Below are 17,486 nucleotides of genomic sequence, written 5' to 3'. Positions count from 1 at the left end.
TTTTAGAAGATGCAATGCATGCCATATTACATAAGAAACATGGTGATTATAGCGTTTGGTGGACACATGGTTCATTTAACATCAAACCAATGGTGCTTATTACATCTGCACTACCTCCTGTAAATCAAGTTGCAGCCATGTTAGATGGTAGGTGGAAACATTGGGAATGGAATTATACGCAGGTAAAAAATAGTGATTAGTAAATTTTGTACAAGTTATGCCATTACCCACCGAGGTGTTGTTAGGCAACTAAATGAAGATGCCCATGTAGAAATTAATAGTCATAACCTGTGGGTTGTTGCTGATGGCATGGGAGGCCATGAAGCCGGTGAAGTCGCAAGCCAGTTAGTTGTTGATGTTATTAGGACAAAAGTTCAAGAGCTTGAATTAGATGTTTTAAGTATTTCTCATATTGTGGGGGCGATTGAAGAAGCAAATAGACAGCTCAGTGAATACAGTGCTTCTTATCTAGATAATAAAACGGCGGGTAGTACGGTTACTGCGTTATTTTTAAAAGATGGGAACTACCATATTTTATGGGCTGGTGATAGCCGAGCCTACTTATTACGTGATGGTGAGCTTCAGCAGATATCAAGAGATCATAGCCAAGTAAATGACTTGATTGATGAAGGGGTTATTTCTGTTGAAGAAGCGAAAAATCATCCTCTATCTAATGTAATAACACGCGCAGTTGGTGTTATGGAAAATGTAAAAGTGGATGTTATTAAAGATAAAATAAGAACCGGTGATATATTTTTACTTTGTTCTGATGGGCTAACTGGAGAATTATCTGATGACGATATATGCATGTCTTTAGAACCAAATAGTATTATTGATTCGGGTATGGCATTAATGCACTCTTCTTTAGTTCGAGGTGCAAGAGATAATGTGACATGTATTTTAATTAAATATGATGAAACAAAAGATAATCAAGATATTAATGCTATTAATAATATGGATGAGGCGACGATTCCTTTATTTACTAAATAACATATTGATTATTTTAAATAAGATTGTTTTAAATTATTTAAATGATGTTATTTGAAAGTATACTAAAAATTGATTGTTTATATATTGGCAATAATGAATTTTTAAACACAATTTTAACTAAGCTTGTATTTTAATATAAAGAATGTAATATAAAATCCGCTCCGCTTTATTGGAGTTTTATGGATAATTATTAGGACAATGGAATGTTTTTATTAGATGAATATATCTCCCCTATTTCAGACACTGAGATTGCAGGTATTGATCCCCGCTCAGATGTCTCTCCTACGTCTACATATTATGCTTTAAAAGATTTGAGAAATCAGCTCAGAGCGGCTGAAAGAAATGCATTGGTTGATGAGCAAGGTATCTCCTCTTTGTCGCGAGACTGGTTACCTCTCCTTGAGCAATGTAGCAAAGCAATAAAAACCGAAAGCAAAGATATTGAATATTTGGCATGGCTAATTGAAGCAATGTGTCGTATTTACGGCTTTAAAGGCTTGGCGTTTGGCTTTAAAGTTGCTCATAACCTAATTGAAAATCACTTTGACGATTTATACCCTACACTCGACTCAGATGATGAAATTTGGGATAAAGTATCAGCACTAGTGGGGTTAAATGGCTCTGCGGGTGAAGGTACGTTGATCATACCAATAAAGAGTATTTACTTAACTGATAGTGTAAGTATGAATTCTTATTCTTTTTGGGAATATCAACAAGGATATGATGTTTCTCGTTTGAGTGATGATAAAAGAGAAAAAAATTACTCAAGGTGCAGTTGACTTCGAATTAATAGAAAAAAGTGCGGCAGAAACCAGTACTGATTTTTTTGTCTCTCTAAAGTTAGATATTGAAGAAGCGATTGAGCAATTTTCCACGCTTAGTGAAGTAATGGACAGAGTGACAGGTCAACCACAGCCGACTTCTAATATAAAACAGGCACTTGAAGTGAGTTTGGCGGCACTAAAACACGTTGCTGCAGATAAGCTTGAAGCGGCAGAACAAGCGCTAGCTGAAAAGAATGCTAGTGAAAATGTTGAGCTAGAAACTGAGAACGATGCGGGAGTCGAAGGCGTAGTTGAAAAAGCGAATAGCAATGAGATTAATTCTAGAGAAAATGCAATAAGTAAACTAAAAGAAATAGCCACATTCTTTAGAAAAACAGAGCCTCACTCGCCGATGTCGTACACGATAGAACAAGTAATTCGATGGAGCGAATTATCGCTACCTGAGTTATTAAATGAACTAATTACAGATAGTGATGCTAGGACTGGGTACTTTAAGTTGTCTGGCATTAAAATCAGCGAAACTGAAACATAAGTAAAAGGAGTTCTCAATGAGTATCCATGATAAATTAAAACGAGTTCGTAAGCCTAGAGTACATATCACTTATGATGTGGAAACTGAAGGCGCAGCGGTTAAAAAAGAATTACCATTTGTTGTTGGTGTGATGGGGGACTTTTCAGGAGATAATGCTGATGCCTTAAAGCCACTTAAAGACAGACGATTTATACAAATAGATCGCGACAACTTTAATGATGTTTTAAAGCGTATGAGTCCTTCTCTGAATTTATTAGTCGACAATACATTAAATGATGAAGGTTCTCAGTTTGAAGTTAAGCTTAACTTTAAATCGATTGATGACTTTGAGCCAGCAGCTGTTGTAAATCAGGTTGAACCATTACGTAAATTAATGGAAACACGTAATAAACTACGCGACCTAATGACTAAAATTGACCGCTCAGAAGAACTTGAAAATGTATTAGAAGAAGTACTTAGTAATACCGCAAGTTTAGACTCTATCGCTAAAGAGCTTAAATTAGAGGAGACTGAAAAATGAGTACAGAGCAACTAAGTACAGAATTAGAGTCAACGACTGAAGTGAGTTCATCTTTACTTGAACAAGCTATTGGTGCAACTAAGCAAACAGATGCGAGTCGCGCAGAAGAGTTACTTAAAACACTGACTGAAGAAGCCTTGAAAGGGACAGTCCAGTGGAATAAAAACATGACTGTGACGTTTAATGAAGCAATTCAATTAATCGATCAAAAAATATCAAAGCAGCTAAGTGTTGTTATGCACAGTGATGAATTTCAAAAGCTTGAAGGTTCATGGCGTGGATTACATCACCTAGTGATGAACTCAGAAACAAGTGGCACACTTAAAATCCGTGTTTTAAATATGAAGAAAAAAGAACTTCATAAAGATTTAAGTAAAGCGGTTGAATTTGATCAAAGCCAGACGTTTAAGAAAATATACGAAGCTGAATTTGGCACACCAGGTGGTGAACCTTACGGCACAATCGTTGGCGATTTCGAATTTACTAATCATCCTGAAGATGTTGAAGCACTTAGTTTAATGTCTAATGTTGCAGCTGCAGGCTTCTGTCCATTTATTGCGGCATCGTCGCCATCATTATTTGGTTTCGATAACTGGGAAGAATTGACAAAACCTCGCGATTTAGAAAAAGTCTTTGAATCATTAGAGTATACAAAATGGCGCTCATTTAGAGACAGTGACGATTCACGTTTTGTATCTTTAACAATGCCTCGTTTCTTATCTCGCCTGCCGTACGGTGCTGCTTCGAAGCCAGTGGAAGAGTTTAACTACGAAGAGTTTGAAGTTGAGCCTAAAGATGGTCGTTCGGTCAGTACTGAAAATAAAGACTATTGCTGGAGCAACGCAGCGTACGCTATGGCAACAAATATGACAAAAGCTTTTGCTCAATACGGCTTTTGTACTGCTATTCGTGGTGCTGAAGGTGGCGGTAAAGTAGAAGGCCTACCAACACATATTTTCACTAGTGATGACGGCGACCCAGATCTAAAATGTCCGACTGAAATTGGTATAACAGATCGTCGCGAAGCAGAGCTAAGCAAATTAGGATTTTTACCACTTTGTCATTATAAAAATACTGATTATGCTGTGTTTTTTGGTGGTCAAAGTTGTCAAAAACCACAAATTTACTCTACACCAGATGCGACTGCTAATGCTGCAATTTCAGCTCGATTACCATACTTAATGGCGACGTCTCGTTTTGCGCATTACTTAAAAGTGATGGCTCGTGACAAAATTGGTAGCTTTATGGAAGCAGAAGACGTTGAATCTTGGTTAAATCGTTGGATACTATCTTACGTTAATGCGACAGAAGGCGGTGGTCAAGATATTAGAGCACGTTACCCTTTAGCTGATGCAAAAGTATCGGTTAAAGAAATTCCAGGTCAACCTGGTGCTTACAATGCTGTTGCCTGGTTAAAACCTTGGTTACAAATGGAAGAGCTTACTTCTTCTTTACGCCTTGTAGCTAAAATTCCTGAGATTGGTTAACTAACCTCTCTCTAGCGTTAAGGATAATGCATTAGAATGAATCACGAAGAGTTTTCATTTATAAATCAAGACTTCACTTTTCAACAAAAGTCGCAGTCTCGAATAAGTGATAATGAAGCTTTGCTTGATAGGTTTTTAAACGAAAAAACCTAGATAAAGCATTATTATTATGGCTTGAAGGCTCTTCTGATTCACCTATTTCATGGAATAAGGAGTCTTTAGGTCCCTATCTACAACGTATTATAGTTGAGCTTGATCAGCTTATATCTAAACAACTAAATATAATTATTCACGATAAACGGTTTCAAAAATTAGAAGCTAGCTGGCGTAATATGTGGTGGCTTTTATTGCAGAGCGAGCAATACGATAAAGAAAACAAAGTAAAAGTAAAAGTATTAAACTGTAATTGGATGACCTTATCTAAGGATGTAAATAAAGCAATTGATTTTGATCAAAGCATGTTTTTCCAATTATTATATCAAAGCGAGTTTGATAGTGCCGGGGGAGAACCTTTTGGGGTTGTTATTGGCGATTACGAAATAACAAATACCTTTTCTGAAGGAACGACTTACAACGATATTGATACAATAAAAGAGATATCAAGAACGGCGGCTGCCGCTTTTTCTCCTTTCATCTGTTGTGCTTCACCCAATTTATTTGGCGCTGATAGTTTTTCTGACTTAGGTTATTACTCCGATCTTTTTAATCATTTTGAACAGCCTGAATATGCAAAGTGGCAGAGCTTTAGAAAGATGGAAGAGTCGCGATTTATCGGCTTTACATTACCGCATGTCCTCGTTAGGCCACCTTATAGTAATGACGGCAAACGCCATCAAGATTTTTATTTTAAAGAGCAAATTGTTGACCCTGAAACAGATATGCTTTGGGGAAATGCTTCTTTCCAGTTCGTATCAACAATAATAAGAGCTTACTGTGAGAGTGGCTGGTTTGGTCATATTCGTGGCATTGAACCAGGGAAAGTTTCAAAAGGGTTAGTGACAGGGCTAGCACGAGACAATTTTGCTAATGATACATATCAAAAAGAGGCTAAACCGCCTTTGAATTTATTGGTAACAAGTAAGTTTGAGAAACAGTTTTCTGAGCTTGGTTTTATTCCTGCTTCATCGGTTACAAATACAGAACACATTGTTTTTTATAGTAATGCGTCTGTTCAAAAAGCAAAAAATTATGACTCAAGTGCTGCAAATATAAATGCGCGTTTATCTTCAATGCTGCAGTATATATTGTGTGTTTCTCGTTTTGCGCACTATTTAAAATTATTAGCACGTGATCGCGTAGGCTCATACAGTACTGCGCAAGCATGTGAAAGAGATTTACAGGCTTGGGTAAATAACTATACCACAGCATCAGATTCAGCTTCTGAGCAAATCAGAAGCAAATACCCATTAAGTAATGCAAAGATAAAAGTTAGTGAAAATAAGGCTAATCCAGGGCATTACTTTTCTGTTTTGCAGTTACAACCACACTTTCAATTAGATCAAATGGTTTCTAGCATTAAATTAATAACTGAGCTTAGTCCTCACCATAAAATAAAGGAATAGTAATGAAAAAAATACATAGCTTAATTCGTGAGGGGAAACTCACTGATGCATTGTCATGCTGCGCAACTGAGTTGCAAGATGAACCTTTAAACTTTGATATTAGAAGTATTTACGCAGAGCTACTTTGTATTAATGGTGAACTTGAAAAAGCAGATAAACAATTAGATTTTATGGTTCAAAAGAACCCAGAATTTGCCGTTGGTGCGGTCAACCTTCGTCACTTAATTCGTGCGCAGCAGTCGAGAGTTGATTTTTATCAAGGCAATGGAATTCCTAAACTGTTTCATGATGCAGATGAACTCGACACTTTATTTTTAAAAATGCATGTTGCTTTACTCGAAAATGAAGTTAATGAAGCCGCTGAGTTAGCCCTAAAAATGGAAGCGCTTAGAGCTACAATATCACAAGATGATTCAACTGGAATTCGAGATCTTGATGATACCTTGGGCCCATATTTAGAAGTGTTAGGTACAAATGGCGAGTTTTATTTAGCCAATTTTAATGAAATAGAAACATTAAGAGTACAGCCTAACGAATCACTACTTGAAAGTATTTGGTTACGAGTGGAAATAACAATTAAAGATGGCCCATCAGGTACAGCTCATTTACCGCTTGTTTATGCAAATTCAAACAGCGACATTGAAAAATTAGGGCAAGTGTCTGATTGGGAAGAACTTAAAGACGAGTTTATTATCGGTAAAGGAATGAAAATGCTATTTGTTAATGATGAGGCAATCACTATTCCTAACTTAAAAATAAACGCACTCGAAACAGCCTAATTTATATTTGAATAATCATGATTGAACATAAGCAACAGCTTCAAGCATCAATTATCGATAAACTTATCGATGATGAGCCCGACTTTCAAGATGCACCTTCTCGCACCGAAGGAATAACGATTAGTGAACTCAGAAAAAATGTGCGAAGAGACATAGAAGCGTTGCTTAATGCGCGAATTCAATGGCATACATGGCCATCACAATATGATGAATTAACAACATCTTGCTTATCATATGGGCTTCCTGACTTTTCGAGTATGTCAGTAAGCTCTCATGAAGGACGAACATTATTGTGTGAGACGGTCAGAGATACGATTTTAAAATTTGAACCACGATTTCTTGAGGTTGAGGTGTTTACTGATGAAGAAGTGCCAATTAATAGAGTACTCAATTTGCGAATAAATGCGCTTTTGTATGCTGATCCCGAGCCTGAATTCATTAGTTTTGATTCTGAAGTTGAGCCAGTTAACTTAGGCATGAAAATTATTGAGGCATCTTTATGAACGATGAATTATTAAAGTATTATAATCGTGAATTAGCATTTGTGCGCCATTTAGGTAAAGACTTTGCTGATAAATATCCTAAGGTTGCGGGGCGATTAAAGCTTAGTGAAGATCATATTGAAGACCCTCATGTATCGAGACTAATAGAATCCTTTGCTTTTTTAACCGCCAATATTAGACAAAAGTTAGACGATAGTTTCCCTGAACTAACGGATGCCTTACTGGGTCAGATGCTGCCAGATTATCAAGCACCAATACCATCAATGTCGATAGTTAAGTTAGAAGCCGAAAACCTATCTACCACGGGTATTGTGATACCTAGAGCGAGTGAAGTAGAAACAAATGTTGAATCTATGAAGCAATGTAAGTTTCAAACCTGTTATGAAACTTACTTATGGCCTGTAGAAATAACAAGCGCTCAGTTTGACAACAGCCCATTTGTTGCGCCTAAACCGAGGTGGCATGAAAAAGCAAAATCAATATTTAAACTTGAGTTAACTGGTGAATACAAAGGTGTGTCGCTGGCAGAAACAGGACTTGAGAGACTACGTATATTCATCAATGGTCAATGGCACCATACGTTAAAAGTGTATGAATTACTTTTTAAGCATTGTATTGGAGTTGCGATTGATAATGGCGAAGAAGGGATTAAGTACGTATCAAAAGATCAACTTAAAGCTGTTGGTTTCGACGCAAACGAAGCCGTTGTTCCTTATTCACAGCGCTCTTCTTCCGGTTATCGTTTATTAGTTGAAAATTTTACTTTCCCAGAGAAGTTTAGATTTTTTGAGTTACAAGGAATTAAGTCGTCACTGCCTAAAAAGTCTAATCAATGTACTTTGTATTTTTACTTAGATACAGAATCAGCTGAGCTTGAAAAACAAGTTGATAAAAATATGTTTTTACTTGGTTGTACGCCAATTATTAATCTATTTGAGCAAGAGCTAGAGCCAATACGACCAGAAATAAGTGAATACGAGTATAAATTAACACCCCGCTATATGGACTCAGAAATATCTGAGGTGATTGGCCTTTGTGAAGTAATTGCTTTTGATCATAAAGGGAATAAGCAGATTGTATCCCCTTTTTACGGACAAACGCACCCTAAATACCAGGGGCATGAAGACTTGTTCTGGCACATACGAAGAGAAACTGCATCTTGGGCCGGTGGTTATGTTGAATCAGGAACTGAGACATTTTTATCACTTGTAGATGCGACGTTTGAAAACAGTGCAATGGAATACGGTGAGGGAAATACTGTATTAACTGTTCGTGCAAATTGCAGTAACCGAAATTTACCTGCAAGTATGCCTTTTGGCGATGATGAGCTTGGGCTACTTATGCCTGAACGTGGTGATGTAATTAAAAAAATCCGCTGTTTAATTCCTTTTACGCATGCAGTTAGGCCAATTTTAGCTGACGCAACAAGGTGGCAATTAGTTAATCATTTAACACTAGATGCTTTTAGTGGTGATGATGCATGTGTCAAATTAAAAGAAGTCCTTCGTCTTTATGATTTTAGAGCTTCACCGCAGACAAAAGGCATGATTGACAATATCTACAGAGTATTAGTTACCTCTTCAACTGCACGAGTAGTACAAAGTGGCAGGGTGAGTTTTGCAACGGGTAGTGATATTGAAATTACCTTTGCTAATGATGACTTTTCTGGCAGCGGCATGTTTTTCTTTGCCTCTATTTTAGACCATTTTTTTGCACAATTTGCTGCAATTAACAGCTTTACGCGTGTTAGCCTCAGATTAAAAGAGCAAGAACAAATATATTATCAGTGGCCAGCTAGAGTGGGTGATAGTCCTCTTTTATGATTAAGCATATTATTTCTCAAGCATCGCAAATAGACTTTTATAAAGCCGTTTTCATAATAGAAAACCAGCTTAAAAAGGATGGCTTAGAGCACCGTCACGTAGGCTACGATAGTAACCCAAAGCACGAGCTTATTAAATTTACGGCAACTCAAAAGTTTGGTTACCCAGGTAACGCGATTACAAAATTAGAGGAAACAAGTTTTGAAGATGGCCTCCATAAAGTAAATATGCAGGTATCTTTTATGGGCTTAACAGGTTGCTCAGGTGCGCTACCACAATTTTACAGTGAATTGGTTATGCAACGCCTGAGATATAAAGACACCACTATGCGTGATTTTTACGACATGTTTAATCATCGCCTAATTTCTTTGTATTACAGAGCTTGGAAAAAATATAAACCATCACTGAATCATATAAATAAAGATAAGAATAAAGACCCATACACACAAATTTTAGGTTTGTTAAGTGGAGGTTACAACGAACATCAACTTCATTTTTCTGGTTTATATAGCCGAAAGATAAGAAATGCATCGGATCTAAAAAGCATTCTTACTTCTTATTTAGGGTGTGATGTTGCGATTAAACAAATGATTGGCCAGTGGCATGATCTTAAGCCTCAAGAGCAAACACGCCTAGCTAGTCAGGCACTCTTTGAAGGGCAACATGCACGCTTAGGTGTTGACACTGTGATTGGTAAGCAAATATGGGATGTTTCATCAAGCATTGAAATTCATATTTCTTCAGATGACCCCTCGAAAGCTAAATCGTTATTACCTAAAGGGTCTTTGTTTGAGCTTAGCAATAAAATTATAAAAGATTATGTCGGAAATTCAGTTCAATTTCGGTTAATTATTGAATCTGATTTTCATGAGTTAGAGGCGGTATCGCTTTCTAAAAATAATTGTCAACTAGGCGCTAATAGTTTTTTAGGCGCCGGTAAAAACACATTTAAAAATAAACCTACTAAGTTATCGTTTAAAGGATAATTAAAATTAAAAGGAATAGTGTATGTCTTCGATGACACTGAATAAGCTCGTTGAAAAATTGAGTCCCGACTGTAGAAAGAGCCTAGAAGCTGCTGTTGCAATTTGTAATAGCCGTAGTCATTTTACTGTTGAATTAGAGCATTGGTTACTTGCTATGATTGAACAAAAATTAGATGACGTTAGGCTTATATTTGGCTCATTCGATATTGATATTGATAGAGTTCAACAAGACTTAAATCAGTCGCTTGAATCATTAAAAACAGGTAGTGAGTCTTCACCTAGTTTATCCGTTCATGTGACTAGCTTATTAAAGCAATCGTGGTTAAGCACAAGTATAGAATTTACAGATAACCAAATTCGCAGTGCTTATGTTCTTTATACACTCACTAAAGACGATACACTTTCGAGCTTAGTGACTCGTTGCAGTAAGTTATTTAATAAAATTGAACCTGGGCAACTCTTGCATGCCTGGCCAGAAATAGTTGCCCAATCAGAAGAGCGAAACCATTCGGTACAAAGTGCAACTGCACAAACAAACTTAAGTTCTAAAACCCCTAGCCTTGACCAGTTTACTGTTGATTTAACGGCGCAAGCACTGGAAGGAAAAATTGATCCTATTTTAGGAAGAGATTTTGAAATTCGTCAAATGGTCGATATTTTAACAAGGCGTAGACAGAATAACCCTATTCTTACCGGTGAGGCCGGTGTTGGTAAAACGGCTGTTGTAGAGGGACTTGCACTTAGAATCGCACAAAAAGATGTACCCGCAGTGTTACAGAATGTGAAAATTCATAGCTTAGACTTAGCTTTGCTTCAAGCTGGGGCTGGTATGAAAGGTGAATTTGAAAATCGCTTAAAATCTTTAATTAATGAAGTGAAAAATGCGATTAATCCAGTAATTCTTTTTATTGATGAAGCGCACACTATGATAGGGAGTGGTGGTACCGCTGGTCAAAATGATGCTGCAAATTTATTAAAACCAGCACTCGCTCGAGGTGAATTACGTACAATCGCTGCGACAACATGGGCTGAGTATAAAAAGTTTTTTGAAAAAGATGCCGCATTAACTCGTCGTTTTCAGGTTGTTAAAGTTGAAGAGCCAACACCAGAAAAAGCAGTGGCTATGTTACGCGGATTAGTGCCTGTAATGGAACGCCATCACAAAGTATTTATTTCTGAGCAAGCATTAGAGAGCGCTGTTCACTTATCTCATCGCTATATAACAGCAAGACAATTGCCAGATAAAGCGGTTGCATTGCTCGACACTGCTTGTGCGCGTGTTGCCATGAGCCAAGCATCGACCCCCAGTAATATAGAGCAACTTGTCAATAGATTAAGTGAGATTGAAACGCAAGTACAGATGCTAAACCGCGAACAAAAAACGGGGTTAGATCACTCAGAACAATTAGATACGCTAAAAGCTGAGTTAGTTGATATTGAAAAGCAACTTGAGCCATTAAATGAGCAATTTAAATTAGAAAAAGAGATTGTTACAGATCTCAACAAAGCACTCGAATCAATAAACTCCGAAGAGGATGAATCTTCAGCACAGATGCTTGAAAGGTTAAAAGAAAGTAAACATAAACTTGCCTCATACGAGCATAACATGGTGCATTGGCAAGTGGATGAAGAGTTGATTGCACAGGTTATCTCTGATTGGACGGGAATACCCGTAGGGAAAATGCATGAAGATGAAATTCATGGCATTTTAAACCTAGCAAGCCAAATGAAAGAGCGTGTAGTAGGACAAGATCATGCACTTGATTTAATCGCTAAGGTTGTACAAACGTCTCGTGCTCAACTAGCCGATGAAAGTCGACCAAATGGTATTTTCATGCTCGCTGGCCCAAGTGGTGTTGGTAAAACAGAAACAGCCTTATCACTTGCCCAAGAAGTGTATGGCAGCGAAGAAAATGTCACCATTATTAATATGTCTGAATTTAAAGAAGAGCATAAGGTGTCTTTATTGCTCGGCTCACCTCCTGGTTATGTCGGATATGGCGAAGGCGGTATTTTAACCGAAGCAGTAAGAAGGAAGCCCTACAGTGTTGTGCTGTTAGATGAAATGGAAAAAGCGCACCCAGGTGTTCAAGATATTTTTTATCAAGTGTTTGATAAAGGTACAATTAAAGATGGTGAAGGGCGTGACATCGATTTTAAAAATACAATTATTATTATGACTTCAAATGTGGGCACAGATACCACAATGAGCTTATTTGAAGATGAAGAGAGTAAACCAAGTATAAAAGGTTTATTAAAAGCATTACAAGACGATTTATTAGGTTCATTTAAACCTGCATTTTTAGGACGGATTAACGTAATTCCTTATATTCCATTGAGTGATAATATACTGACTGAAATCGCAGGGATTCAAATAGATAAAATAATTAAAAGAGTTAAAAAGAATTATGACGCAAAACTCACTTATAAAAGTGATGTTGTTGAGTATATTATTGCTAATTGTCAAAATGCAGGGTCGGGTGCAAGGAATATACATACGATTTTGCAAAATAAAGTATTACCTTTATTATCTGAAGTTTTATTATCTAGTATGGTAGATGGCAACAAAGTTAGTAGTATATTGTTGTTAATTAAAGATAATGAATTTGAAATTGAATTAAATTAAATTTATTTTTAATATAACTGAGTAATAAGGTTGTTTCTTTAGTTTTAGGGCATTATAATTTTGGTGTCTTAGGTAACTACATGGAATTTTTGAGACATTGTCTTCATCTAGGGAAAGGAATTCTGAAGACCTTTTCATTGCTGTTATAAAGATAATGATTTCAAAGGAATTTTGGGAAACCAAAGTAAATAATCCAGTATTAATGGATAACATTGTTTAATTAAAAGGAGCATTATCAAATGCAAGCAAATACATATTTAAAATACGGTTCAATCAAAGGCGAAACTACTGCTGAGTCTTTCAAAGATTTAATTACAGTTTTATCACTTGATTGGAACGTAAGCCGTGAAATTAGCTCAGCCACTGGTACAGCGATGGATCGTGAATCTAGCTCTACTCGTTTAGGCGATGTAACAATTACTAAACTTCAAGATAAAGCGTCTCCTGACCTTTTCAAAGAAGCAACTATTGGTAAAGGTTTACCAGCTATTTTCCATATCACTAAACAAGGTGATAAAGTTGAAGAAATCATGAAAATCGAACTAACAGATGCAATGATTTCTAGCTATTCAGTATCAGTACAGAACGATCGTCCAATTGAAACAATCACTATCAGCTACACTGAAATGATGATGACTGTTACACCGACAGACGACAAAAATAACATTACTGCGCCACTTGTATATGGTTACAGCGGTGTTAAAGGTCAACAAATGTAATATTTGTTGTCTAATAATGGCTCTGGGCTTTGCTCAGAGCTTTTTTTGATCTCTAGGATGGGAAAAGCAAGGAATGCAAAAAGCAACACAAGATAAAAACGTAATTCAAATTAGCACCCCTGCTGGTAAAGACGCCCTCTATTTAACTCGTTTTGTCGCCCAAGAGGCAATGTCTGACTTATTTGTTATGTCAGCTAATATGTATACGATTGGCAAGCAAATAGCACATGAAGACTTAGTTGGTAAGCCTGTTTCTATAAAAGTAAAAAATGCTGAGGGTGGCGGCGAACGTTATTACCATGGCATAGTCAGTCATCTTGTTTCAAATGGCAGTCGTACAGCGGATGTCGATGAACAAAAAAATTATATTGACTATCAAGCGACAATAGTTCCTTTTGCGGCGTCAATGCGCAACCGTAAAAATAGTCGTATTTTTCAAAAGAAAACAATTAAAGATATTTTTACAGATTTGTTTGGCCAACACGGTGTTGCCTTTTCAGACAAAACAAGCAAAACCTACCCTAAATACGAATATTGTGTTCAATATCAAGAATCAGATTTTGATTTTATACAACGCTTACTTCAACATGAAGGCATTTTTTACTTCTTTGAACACTCAAACAGCAATCATACACTTGTATTAGCTGACGATGTTACAGCCTACGAAGTGTGTGGAGAGGCAAAGGTAGTTTATTCAACCGGACACCTTAGCGAGTCGCATGTATCACGCTGGCAAGGTGGTTTAAGCATTGCCCCTGGTAGCTTTAAACGTGTTGGGTACGATTTTAAGCAACCCTCAAGATACCCTGATGGAGAGCAAGCAAATCCTGAGTTGCCAACACAATCGGTATCAGAAATATTCGAATATACAGGTGAGTCTGAATGTCACCCTCGTGCAGCAAGTATGGCATCGGTACAGTTAGAGTCATTGCAAAGAGACATGAAATTATCAAGCGGTAAAAGTGATTGTCGTTCTTTTACCGTGGGTAAATTATTTGGTTTTAAAAAACATGAAGATCCTAGATTAGAAGGTAAAACCTTTGTTATAACGTCAATGATGACGTCAATAACGGTGCCTAATCAATCAGGTGGTCAGCAAAGCGCGGCAGACGAGGTTTACTCAAATCACTTTGAATGTGTACCAAAAGAAATACCATACAGAGCACAAATTAATAAAAAGAAGCCTGTAATCAATGGTGTGCAAACGGCAATAGTGACTGGCGACAGTGCTGACGAAATAATGATTGATCAATTTGGTCGCGTTAAAGTGCAGTTTGACTGGGACCGAGAAGGCAAAAAAGATTCGAAAAGTTCATGTTGGATACGTGTTGCTCAAAATTGGGCTGGTAAAAAGTGGGGCGCCTTTTTCTTTCCTCGTGTAGGGCAAGAAGTACTTGTTGATTTTATAAATGGTGACCCAGATCAACCTATTATTAGCGGCGCAATTTATAACGCTGATTTAATGCCTCCGTATGCATTACCCGCTGAAAAAACACAAAGTGGGATTAAAACACGATCAACAAAAGAAGGTGGCGCTGATAACTTCAATGAGCTGCGTTTTGAAGATAAAAAAGGCAGTGAGCTTTTATACATACAAGCTGAAAAAGATAAACAACTATATGTTAAAAACGATCAAAATGATAAAACCGATAACGACCATAATGTTGAAATTGGTAACGATCGAAAAGTAGATATAGCTAACAATGACAGCTTAAAAGTAGCTAAAAACCATATTGCTGATATAGGTGAGAATGATACTTTAAAAGTAGGAAAAAAATTAAATATCGAAGCCGGTGATGAAATTATTATTAAAACAGGATCTGCTCAGATTAAAATGAGTAGCAGTGGTAATATAACTATTGAAGGCACTAATATAAATATTAAAGGTAGTAATATAAAAGTGGATGGCAGTGCCATTACTTTATCTGCCGGTTTAATTAAATTAAATTAATGCAATTATGGAAATAATAAATAGTTTTCAAACAGGTTTGAGAAATGGCATTAATAACAATGGGCATGTTGTATATTGTCGTTATGGGTTGCCTCATTTGATTTGTTTACCAGTTAATAGGCCTGATGATCCATTGCTAAATCCTGCATTAAGTCATTTAAAGGCAATGGATGGCTACTATGCACAACAGTTTTTTGTATACTTACATACCTCGTTAAATAGTGAGGATGTTGTATCAGGGTTATATCAGTATGTAATGCAAAGCCCTGTGGCGCTTTCGGATTATACTAAAAGTGAACTAATTGATGAATTATCTCGCTTAGTTGCACATAATAAATTATTAATTATTCCTTTATACGAATAACAGAATTACTTAAAAATCAGTAATAAGACAAGGAGTCTAAATGGGTAAGCCAGCAGCTACAATTGGTCATATGCATGTGTGTCCTAAAACTACCGGCACAGTTCCGCATGTTGGTGGTCCTGTTGTTCTAGGCTCTAGCAATGTATTAATTGGAAGTATGCCCGCAGCTCGCAAAGGCGACATGATGGTATGTATTGGTCCACCCGATAGCATTAAGTCAGGATCTGGCTCAGTTAAAATTAATGGAAAACCAGCCGCAAGAATGGGTGATGATAGCTCCCATGGTGGAAAAATTGTTGTTGGTAATCCGACTGTATTAATAGGTGGCTAACGTTGCTATCTAATTACTTAAGTAACTATGAAGCTCAATTGCTGGTAATTAGTAATGCGCAGCTTTGCCCGTTTACTTCTGTAGGGCATGTTAAAACACTCAAAAAAAGGCTACTAGAGTTATGTTGGTTAAATGCTAAACGTAATAACTTAAGCCAAGTATTTGTTAAGCCAAATTTAGAGCAGCTAATTGTATTTCAGGAAAGTGGACAGACCCATAATTCTATTTCTCAAGCTTGTATAGAAATAATGGCAAACCTTCCTCAAACCGTAAATATTAAGTTTATCAACTGTGTGCTTAACGAGCCTGAGTTACACGCGGTTGCAAAGTTAATTATACGTAAAGTTTTATTACAGCAACACAGCCTCAACCTTGTGCCTTTAATTGATATAAGCACTTTGTTTTTAGCTTATAGCACTGAGGATAAAATTTCAGACCAAGCTTTGAGTGCAATTGAAGAGATTTTATTCGTCACAAGTAAATCGAATACCAAAGAACTAATAAATATTTTTGATAATTTAACCAAAAATGGACTTGTTAACTCACCGTTAATGTCTCTTTTTTTACTATCGCTAAGTCTTGAACAAGTTAATGCTGTTAGTAACTATGCAAGTAACATTGTATCTGTTGATCATACTTTGCAAGTATTACTACAAAGTGGGTTTGTAAAGCTTATCCCGCTTGCTAATACGGTGCTGCATCAAGTAAAAAAGCCAGAGCACATAGTTGCCTTGATTAAACGTATTCTTGGTGAAAAATTAGATGTACTCGTAAACTTTGAAACACAAATGCAAGCGAGAAATGGTAATGAACAAGCCTGTTTAGATTTTCAGCGGCAGTTACAGGCTAACTGGCCAAGCTATGAAAGCCAGATGTCTTCGCTGAGGTTACTTGCAGGCAGAACATTAAATGAGCCATTAAATGCGATAGAGATGTCAGCAATGGATTGTCAAAGCCAAGCGGTATTTAATCTATATACTTATTATCAGTCTGTTGCCGCTAGAAAAGAAAACTCAGGAACATTGTTATGAGTGCTTTTAGCGTATCAATAGATTATTTATCAATGCCTGCGACGACAAGTGTAGATGAATTACTATATGGTGATGTGACTGCCGCCCTAGAAGGGAAAAAATGGCAGTCGTGGGATGTATGTATTTACGATTGCATCGTAAAATCGAAAGAGCTAATTAATAAAGTAGAAGACTTTAATACGCCGCTTGTTTGGCTTTTGCCTGCATTATCTTATCAAAGTGAGCTTAAGCAATTACTTGAAAGCAGTTTAAAGCAGTTATACCCAGATCATGTTGAACACTTATTATTTTATGGTGTAACGAGTGCACATGTCGCAGTTGCTTTAACTAAAAAAATCATTGGAAAAAGTAAATATAATTGCGCTTGATGCAACTTTTAAAGCTGATGCATCAGGGCAATACAGCTACCAAGGTGTTGGCGGAGTATTTGCAACACTTGAGGCAAAAAAACTGGGTGGTCGCAAGTAAACTACGAAATAACACCCTCAATTGATTTT

19 protein-coding genes are annotated in these 17,486 nt (G+C 36.8%); all 19 read left to right on the top strand.

Going from position 1 to position 17,486, the window contains the following annotated elements:
- The first annotated feature begins 14 nt into the window (after nucleotides 1-14).
- The 19 genes from P4S71_RS02555 (at nucleotide 15) to P4S71_RS02465 (ending at nucleotide 17,457) form a co-directional block, all read left to right on the top strand.
- Nucleotides 15-200 carry a hypothetical protein gene (locus P4S71_RS02555; RefSeq protein ID WP_337149997.1) on the top strand — a complete coding sequence of 62 codons (186 nt, stop codon included), beginning with the start codon at nucleotides 15-17 and terminating at the stop codon, nucleotides 198-200.
- A complete protein-coding gene (locus tag P4S71_RS02550) occupies nucleotides 193-990 on the top strand; it encodes a PP2C family protein-serine/threonine phosphatase (RefSeq protein ID WP_007377096.1) in 798 nt (265 codons plus the stop codon). Before P4S71_RS02555 ends, P4S71_RS02550 begins: the two co-directional genes overlap by 8 nt.
- Before the next feature lie 203 nt (nucleotides 991-1,193).
- Nucleotides 1,194-1,769: a type VI secretion system protein TssA gene (locus P4S71_RS02545; protein ID WP_337149996.1), complete on the top strand. Its 576-nt coding sequence runs from the start codon at nucleotides 1,194-1,196 to the stop codon at nucleotides 1,767-1,769.
- The gene (locus tag P4S71_RS02540) at nucleotides 1,732-2,307 is read left to right on the top strand and encodes a hypothetical protein (protein ID WP_337149995.1); all 576 of its coding nucleotides are present in this window, start codon (nucleotides 1,732-1,734) and stop codon (nucleotides 2,305-2,307) included. The genes P4S71_RS02545 and P4S71_RS02540 overlap by 38 nt, the downstream gene beginning before the upstream one ends.
- A gap of 16 nt (nucleotides 2,308-2,323) precedes the next feature.
- Complete coding sequence (tssB, locus tag P4S71_RS02535) at nucleotides 2,324-2,827, top strand: type VI secretion system contractile sheath small subunit (RefSeq protein ID WP_007377094.1); 504 nt, start codon at nucleotides 2,324-2,326, stop codon at nucleotides 2,825-2,827.
- Nucleotides 2,824-4,314 (top strand): type VI secretion system contractile sheath large subunit, encoded by a 1,491-nt coding sequence (gene tssC, locus P4S71_RS02530; protein WP_007377093.1) that lies wholly within the window; start codon nucleotides 2,824-2,826, stop codon nucleotides 4,312-4,314. Before tssB ends, tssC (P4S71_RS02530) begins: the two co-directional genes overlap by 4 nt.
- A 197-nt stretch (nucleotides 4,315-4,511) precedes the next feature.
- On the top strand, nucleotides 4,512-5,876 hold the full coding sequence (tssC, locus tag P4S71_RS02525) for a type VI secretion system contractile sheath large subunit (RefSeq protein ID WP_337150167.1): 1,365 nt from the start codon (nucleotides 4,512-4,514) through the stop codon (nucleotides 5,874-5,876).
- A gap of 2 nt (nucleotides 5,877-5,878) precedes the next feature.
- A complete protein-coding gene (locus P4S71_RS02520) occupies nucleotides 5,879-6,655 on the top strand; it encodes a type VI secretion system accessory protein TagJ (RefSeq protein ID WP_007377091.1) in 777 nt (258 codons plus the stop codon).
- A 17-nt stretch (nucleotides 6,656-6,672) separates the two neighbouring features.
- On the top strand, nucleotides 6,673-7,158 hold the full coding sequence (gene tssE, locus P4S71_RS02515) for a type VI secretion system baseplate subunit TssE (protein ID WP_007377090.1): 486 nt from the start codon (nucleotides 6,673-6,675) through the stop codon (nucleotides 7,156-7,158).
- Nucleotides 7,155-8,981, top strand: coding sequence for a type VI secretion system baseplate subunit TssF (tssF, locus tag P4S71_RS02510; protein WP_008137759.1), 1,827 nt, complete (start codon nucleotides 7,155-7,157; stop codon nucleotides 8,979-8,981). The genes tssE and tssF overlap by 4 nt, the downstream gene beginning before the upstream one ends.
- On the top strand, nucleotides 8,978-9,967 hold the full coding sequence (tssG, locus tag P4S71_RS02505; protein WP_033028453.1) for a type VI secretion system baseplate subunit TssG: 990 nt from the start codon (nucleotides 8,978-8,980) through the stop codon (nucleotides 9,965-9,967). The genes tssF and tssG overlap by 4 nt, the downstream gene beginning before the upstream one ends.
- 22 nt (nucleotides 9,968-9,989) lie before the next feature.
- Complete coding sequence (tssH, locus tag P4S71_RS02500) at nucleotides 9,990-12,593, top strand: type VI secretion system ATPase TssH (RefSeq protein WP_008137754.1); 2,604 nt, start codon at nucleotides 9,990-9,992, stop codon at nucleotides 12,591-12,593.
- 239 nt (nucleotides 12,594-12,832) lie between these two features.
- The gene (locus tag P4S71_RS02495) at nucleotides 12,833-13,312 is read left to right on the top strand and encodes an Hcp family type VI secretion system effector (RefSeq protein WP_007377086.1); all 480 of its coding nucleotides are present in this window, start codon (nucleotides 12,833-12,835) and stop codon (nucleotides 13,310-13,312) included.
- 73 nt (nucleotides 13,313-13,385) lie between these two features.
- Nucleotides 13,386-15,263, top strand: a complete 1,878-nt coding sequence (locus P4S71_RS02490; protein ID WP_008137752.1) for a type VI secretion system Vgr family protein — start codon at nucleotides 13,386-13,388, stop codon at nucleotides 15,261-15,263.
- A 7-nt stretch (nucleotides 15,264-15,270) separates the two neighbouring features.
- Nucleotides 15,271-15,627 carry a hypothetical protein gene (locus P4S71_RS02485; protein WP_007377084.1) on the top strand — a complete coding sequence of 119 codons (357 nt, stop codon included), beginning with the start codon at nucleotides 15,271-15,273 and terminating at the stop codon, nucleotides 15,625-15,627.
- A gap of 40 nt (nucleotides 15,628-15,667) precedes the next feature.
- Nucleotides 15,668-15,958: a PAAR domain-containing protein gene (locus tag P4S71_RS02480; protein ID WP_007377083.1), complete on the top strand. Its 291-nt coding sequence runs from the start codon at nucleotides 15,668-15,670 to the stop codon at nucleotides 15,956-15,958.
- 2 nt (nucleotides 15,959-15,960) lie between these two features.
- Complete coding sequence (locus P4S71_RS02475; protein WP_149613847.1) at nucleotides 15,961-16,989, top strand: hypothetical protein; 1,029 nt, start codon at nucleotides 15,961-15,963, stop codon at nucleotides 16,987-16,989.
- Entirely contained in the window at nucleotides 16,986-17,357 is a 372-nt protein-coding gene (locus tag P4S71_RS02470) for a hypothetical protein (RefSeq protein WP_337149994.1), read from the top strand. Before P4S71_RS02475 ends, P4S71_RS02470 begins: the two co-directional genes overlap by 4 nt.
- Nucleotides 17,329-17,457 (top strand): hypothetical protein, encoded by a 129-nt coding sequence (locus tag P4S71_RS02465; RefSeq protein ID WP_337149993.1) that lies wholly within the window; start codon nucleotides 17,329-17,331, stop codon nucleotides 17,455-17,457. The genes P4S71_RS02470 and P4S71_RS02465 overlap by 29 nt, the downstream gene beginning before the upstream one ends.
- Nucleotides 17,458-17,486: the final 29 nt, after the last annotated feature.

The sequence above is a fragment of the Pseudoalteromonas sp. B62 genome (genome assembly GCF_037162565.1).
GTDB classification, from domain to species: Bacteria; Pseudomonadota; Gammaproteobacteria; order Enterobacterales; family Alteromonadaceae; genus Pseudoalteromonas; species Pseudoalteromonas fuliginea.
This window is presented reverse-complemented; position numbering and strand designations above follow the sequence as displayed.

Coding starts and splice junctions, on each gene's coding strand:
- P4S71_RS02555 (WP_337149997.1), top strand. CDS start 15: ATGCATGCCATATTACATAAGAAACATGGTGATTATAGCGTTTGGTGG.
- P4S71_RS02545 (WP_337149996.1), top strand. CDS start 1,194: ATGTTTTTATTAGATGAATATATCTCCCCTATTTCAGACACTGAGATT.
- P4S71_RS02540 (WP_337149995.1), top strand. CDS start 1,732: ATGATAAAAGAGAAAAAAATTACTCAAGGTGCAGTTGACTTCGAATTA.
- tssB (WP_007377094.1), top strand. CDS start 2,324: ATGAGTATCCATGATAAATTAAAACGAGTTCGTAAGCCTAGAGTACAT.
- tssC (WP_007377093.1), top strand. CDS start 2,824: ATGAGTACAGAGCAACTAAGTACAGAATTAGAGTCAACGACTGAAGTG.
- P4S71_RS02520 (WP_007377091.1), top strand. CDS start 5,879: ATGAAAAAAATACATAGCTTAATTCGTGAGGGGAAACTCACTGATGCA.
- tssE (WP_007377090.1), top strand. CDS start 6,673: ATGATTGAACATAAGCAACAGCTTCAAGCATCAATTATCGATAAACTT.
- tssF (WP_008137759.1), top strand. CDS start 7,155: ATGAACGATGAATTATTAAAGTATTATAATCGTGAATTAGCATTTGTG.
- tssG (WP_033028453.1), top strand. CDS start 8,978: ATGATTAAGCATATTATTTCTCAAGCATCGCAAATAGACTTTTATAAA.
- tssH (WP_008137754.1), top strand. CDS start 9,990: ATGTCTTCGATGACACTGAATAAGCTCGTTGAAAAATTGAGTCCCGAC.
- P4S71_RS02495 (WP_007377086.1), top strand. CDS start 12,833: ATGCAAGCAAATACATATTTAAAATACGGTTCAATCAAAGGCGAAACT.
- P4S71_RS02490 (WP_008137752.1), top strand. CDS start 13,386: ATGCAAAAAGCAACACAAGATAAAAACGTAATTCAAATTAGCACCCCT.
- P4S71_RS02485 (WP_007377084.1), top strand. CDS start 15,271: ATGGAAATAATAAATAGTTTTCAAACAGGTTTGAGAAATGGCATTAAT.
- P4S71_RS02480 (WP_007377083.1), top strand. CDS start 15,668: ATGGGTAAGCCAGCAGCTACAATTGGTCATATGCATGTGTGTCCTAAA.
- P4S71_RS02470 (WP_337149994.1), top strand. CDS start 16,986: ATGAGTGCTTTTAGCGTATCAATAGATTATTTATCAATGCCTGCGACG.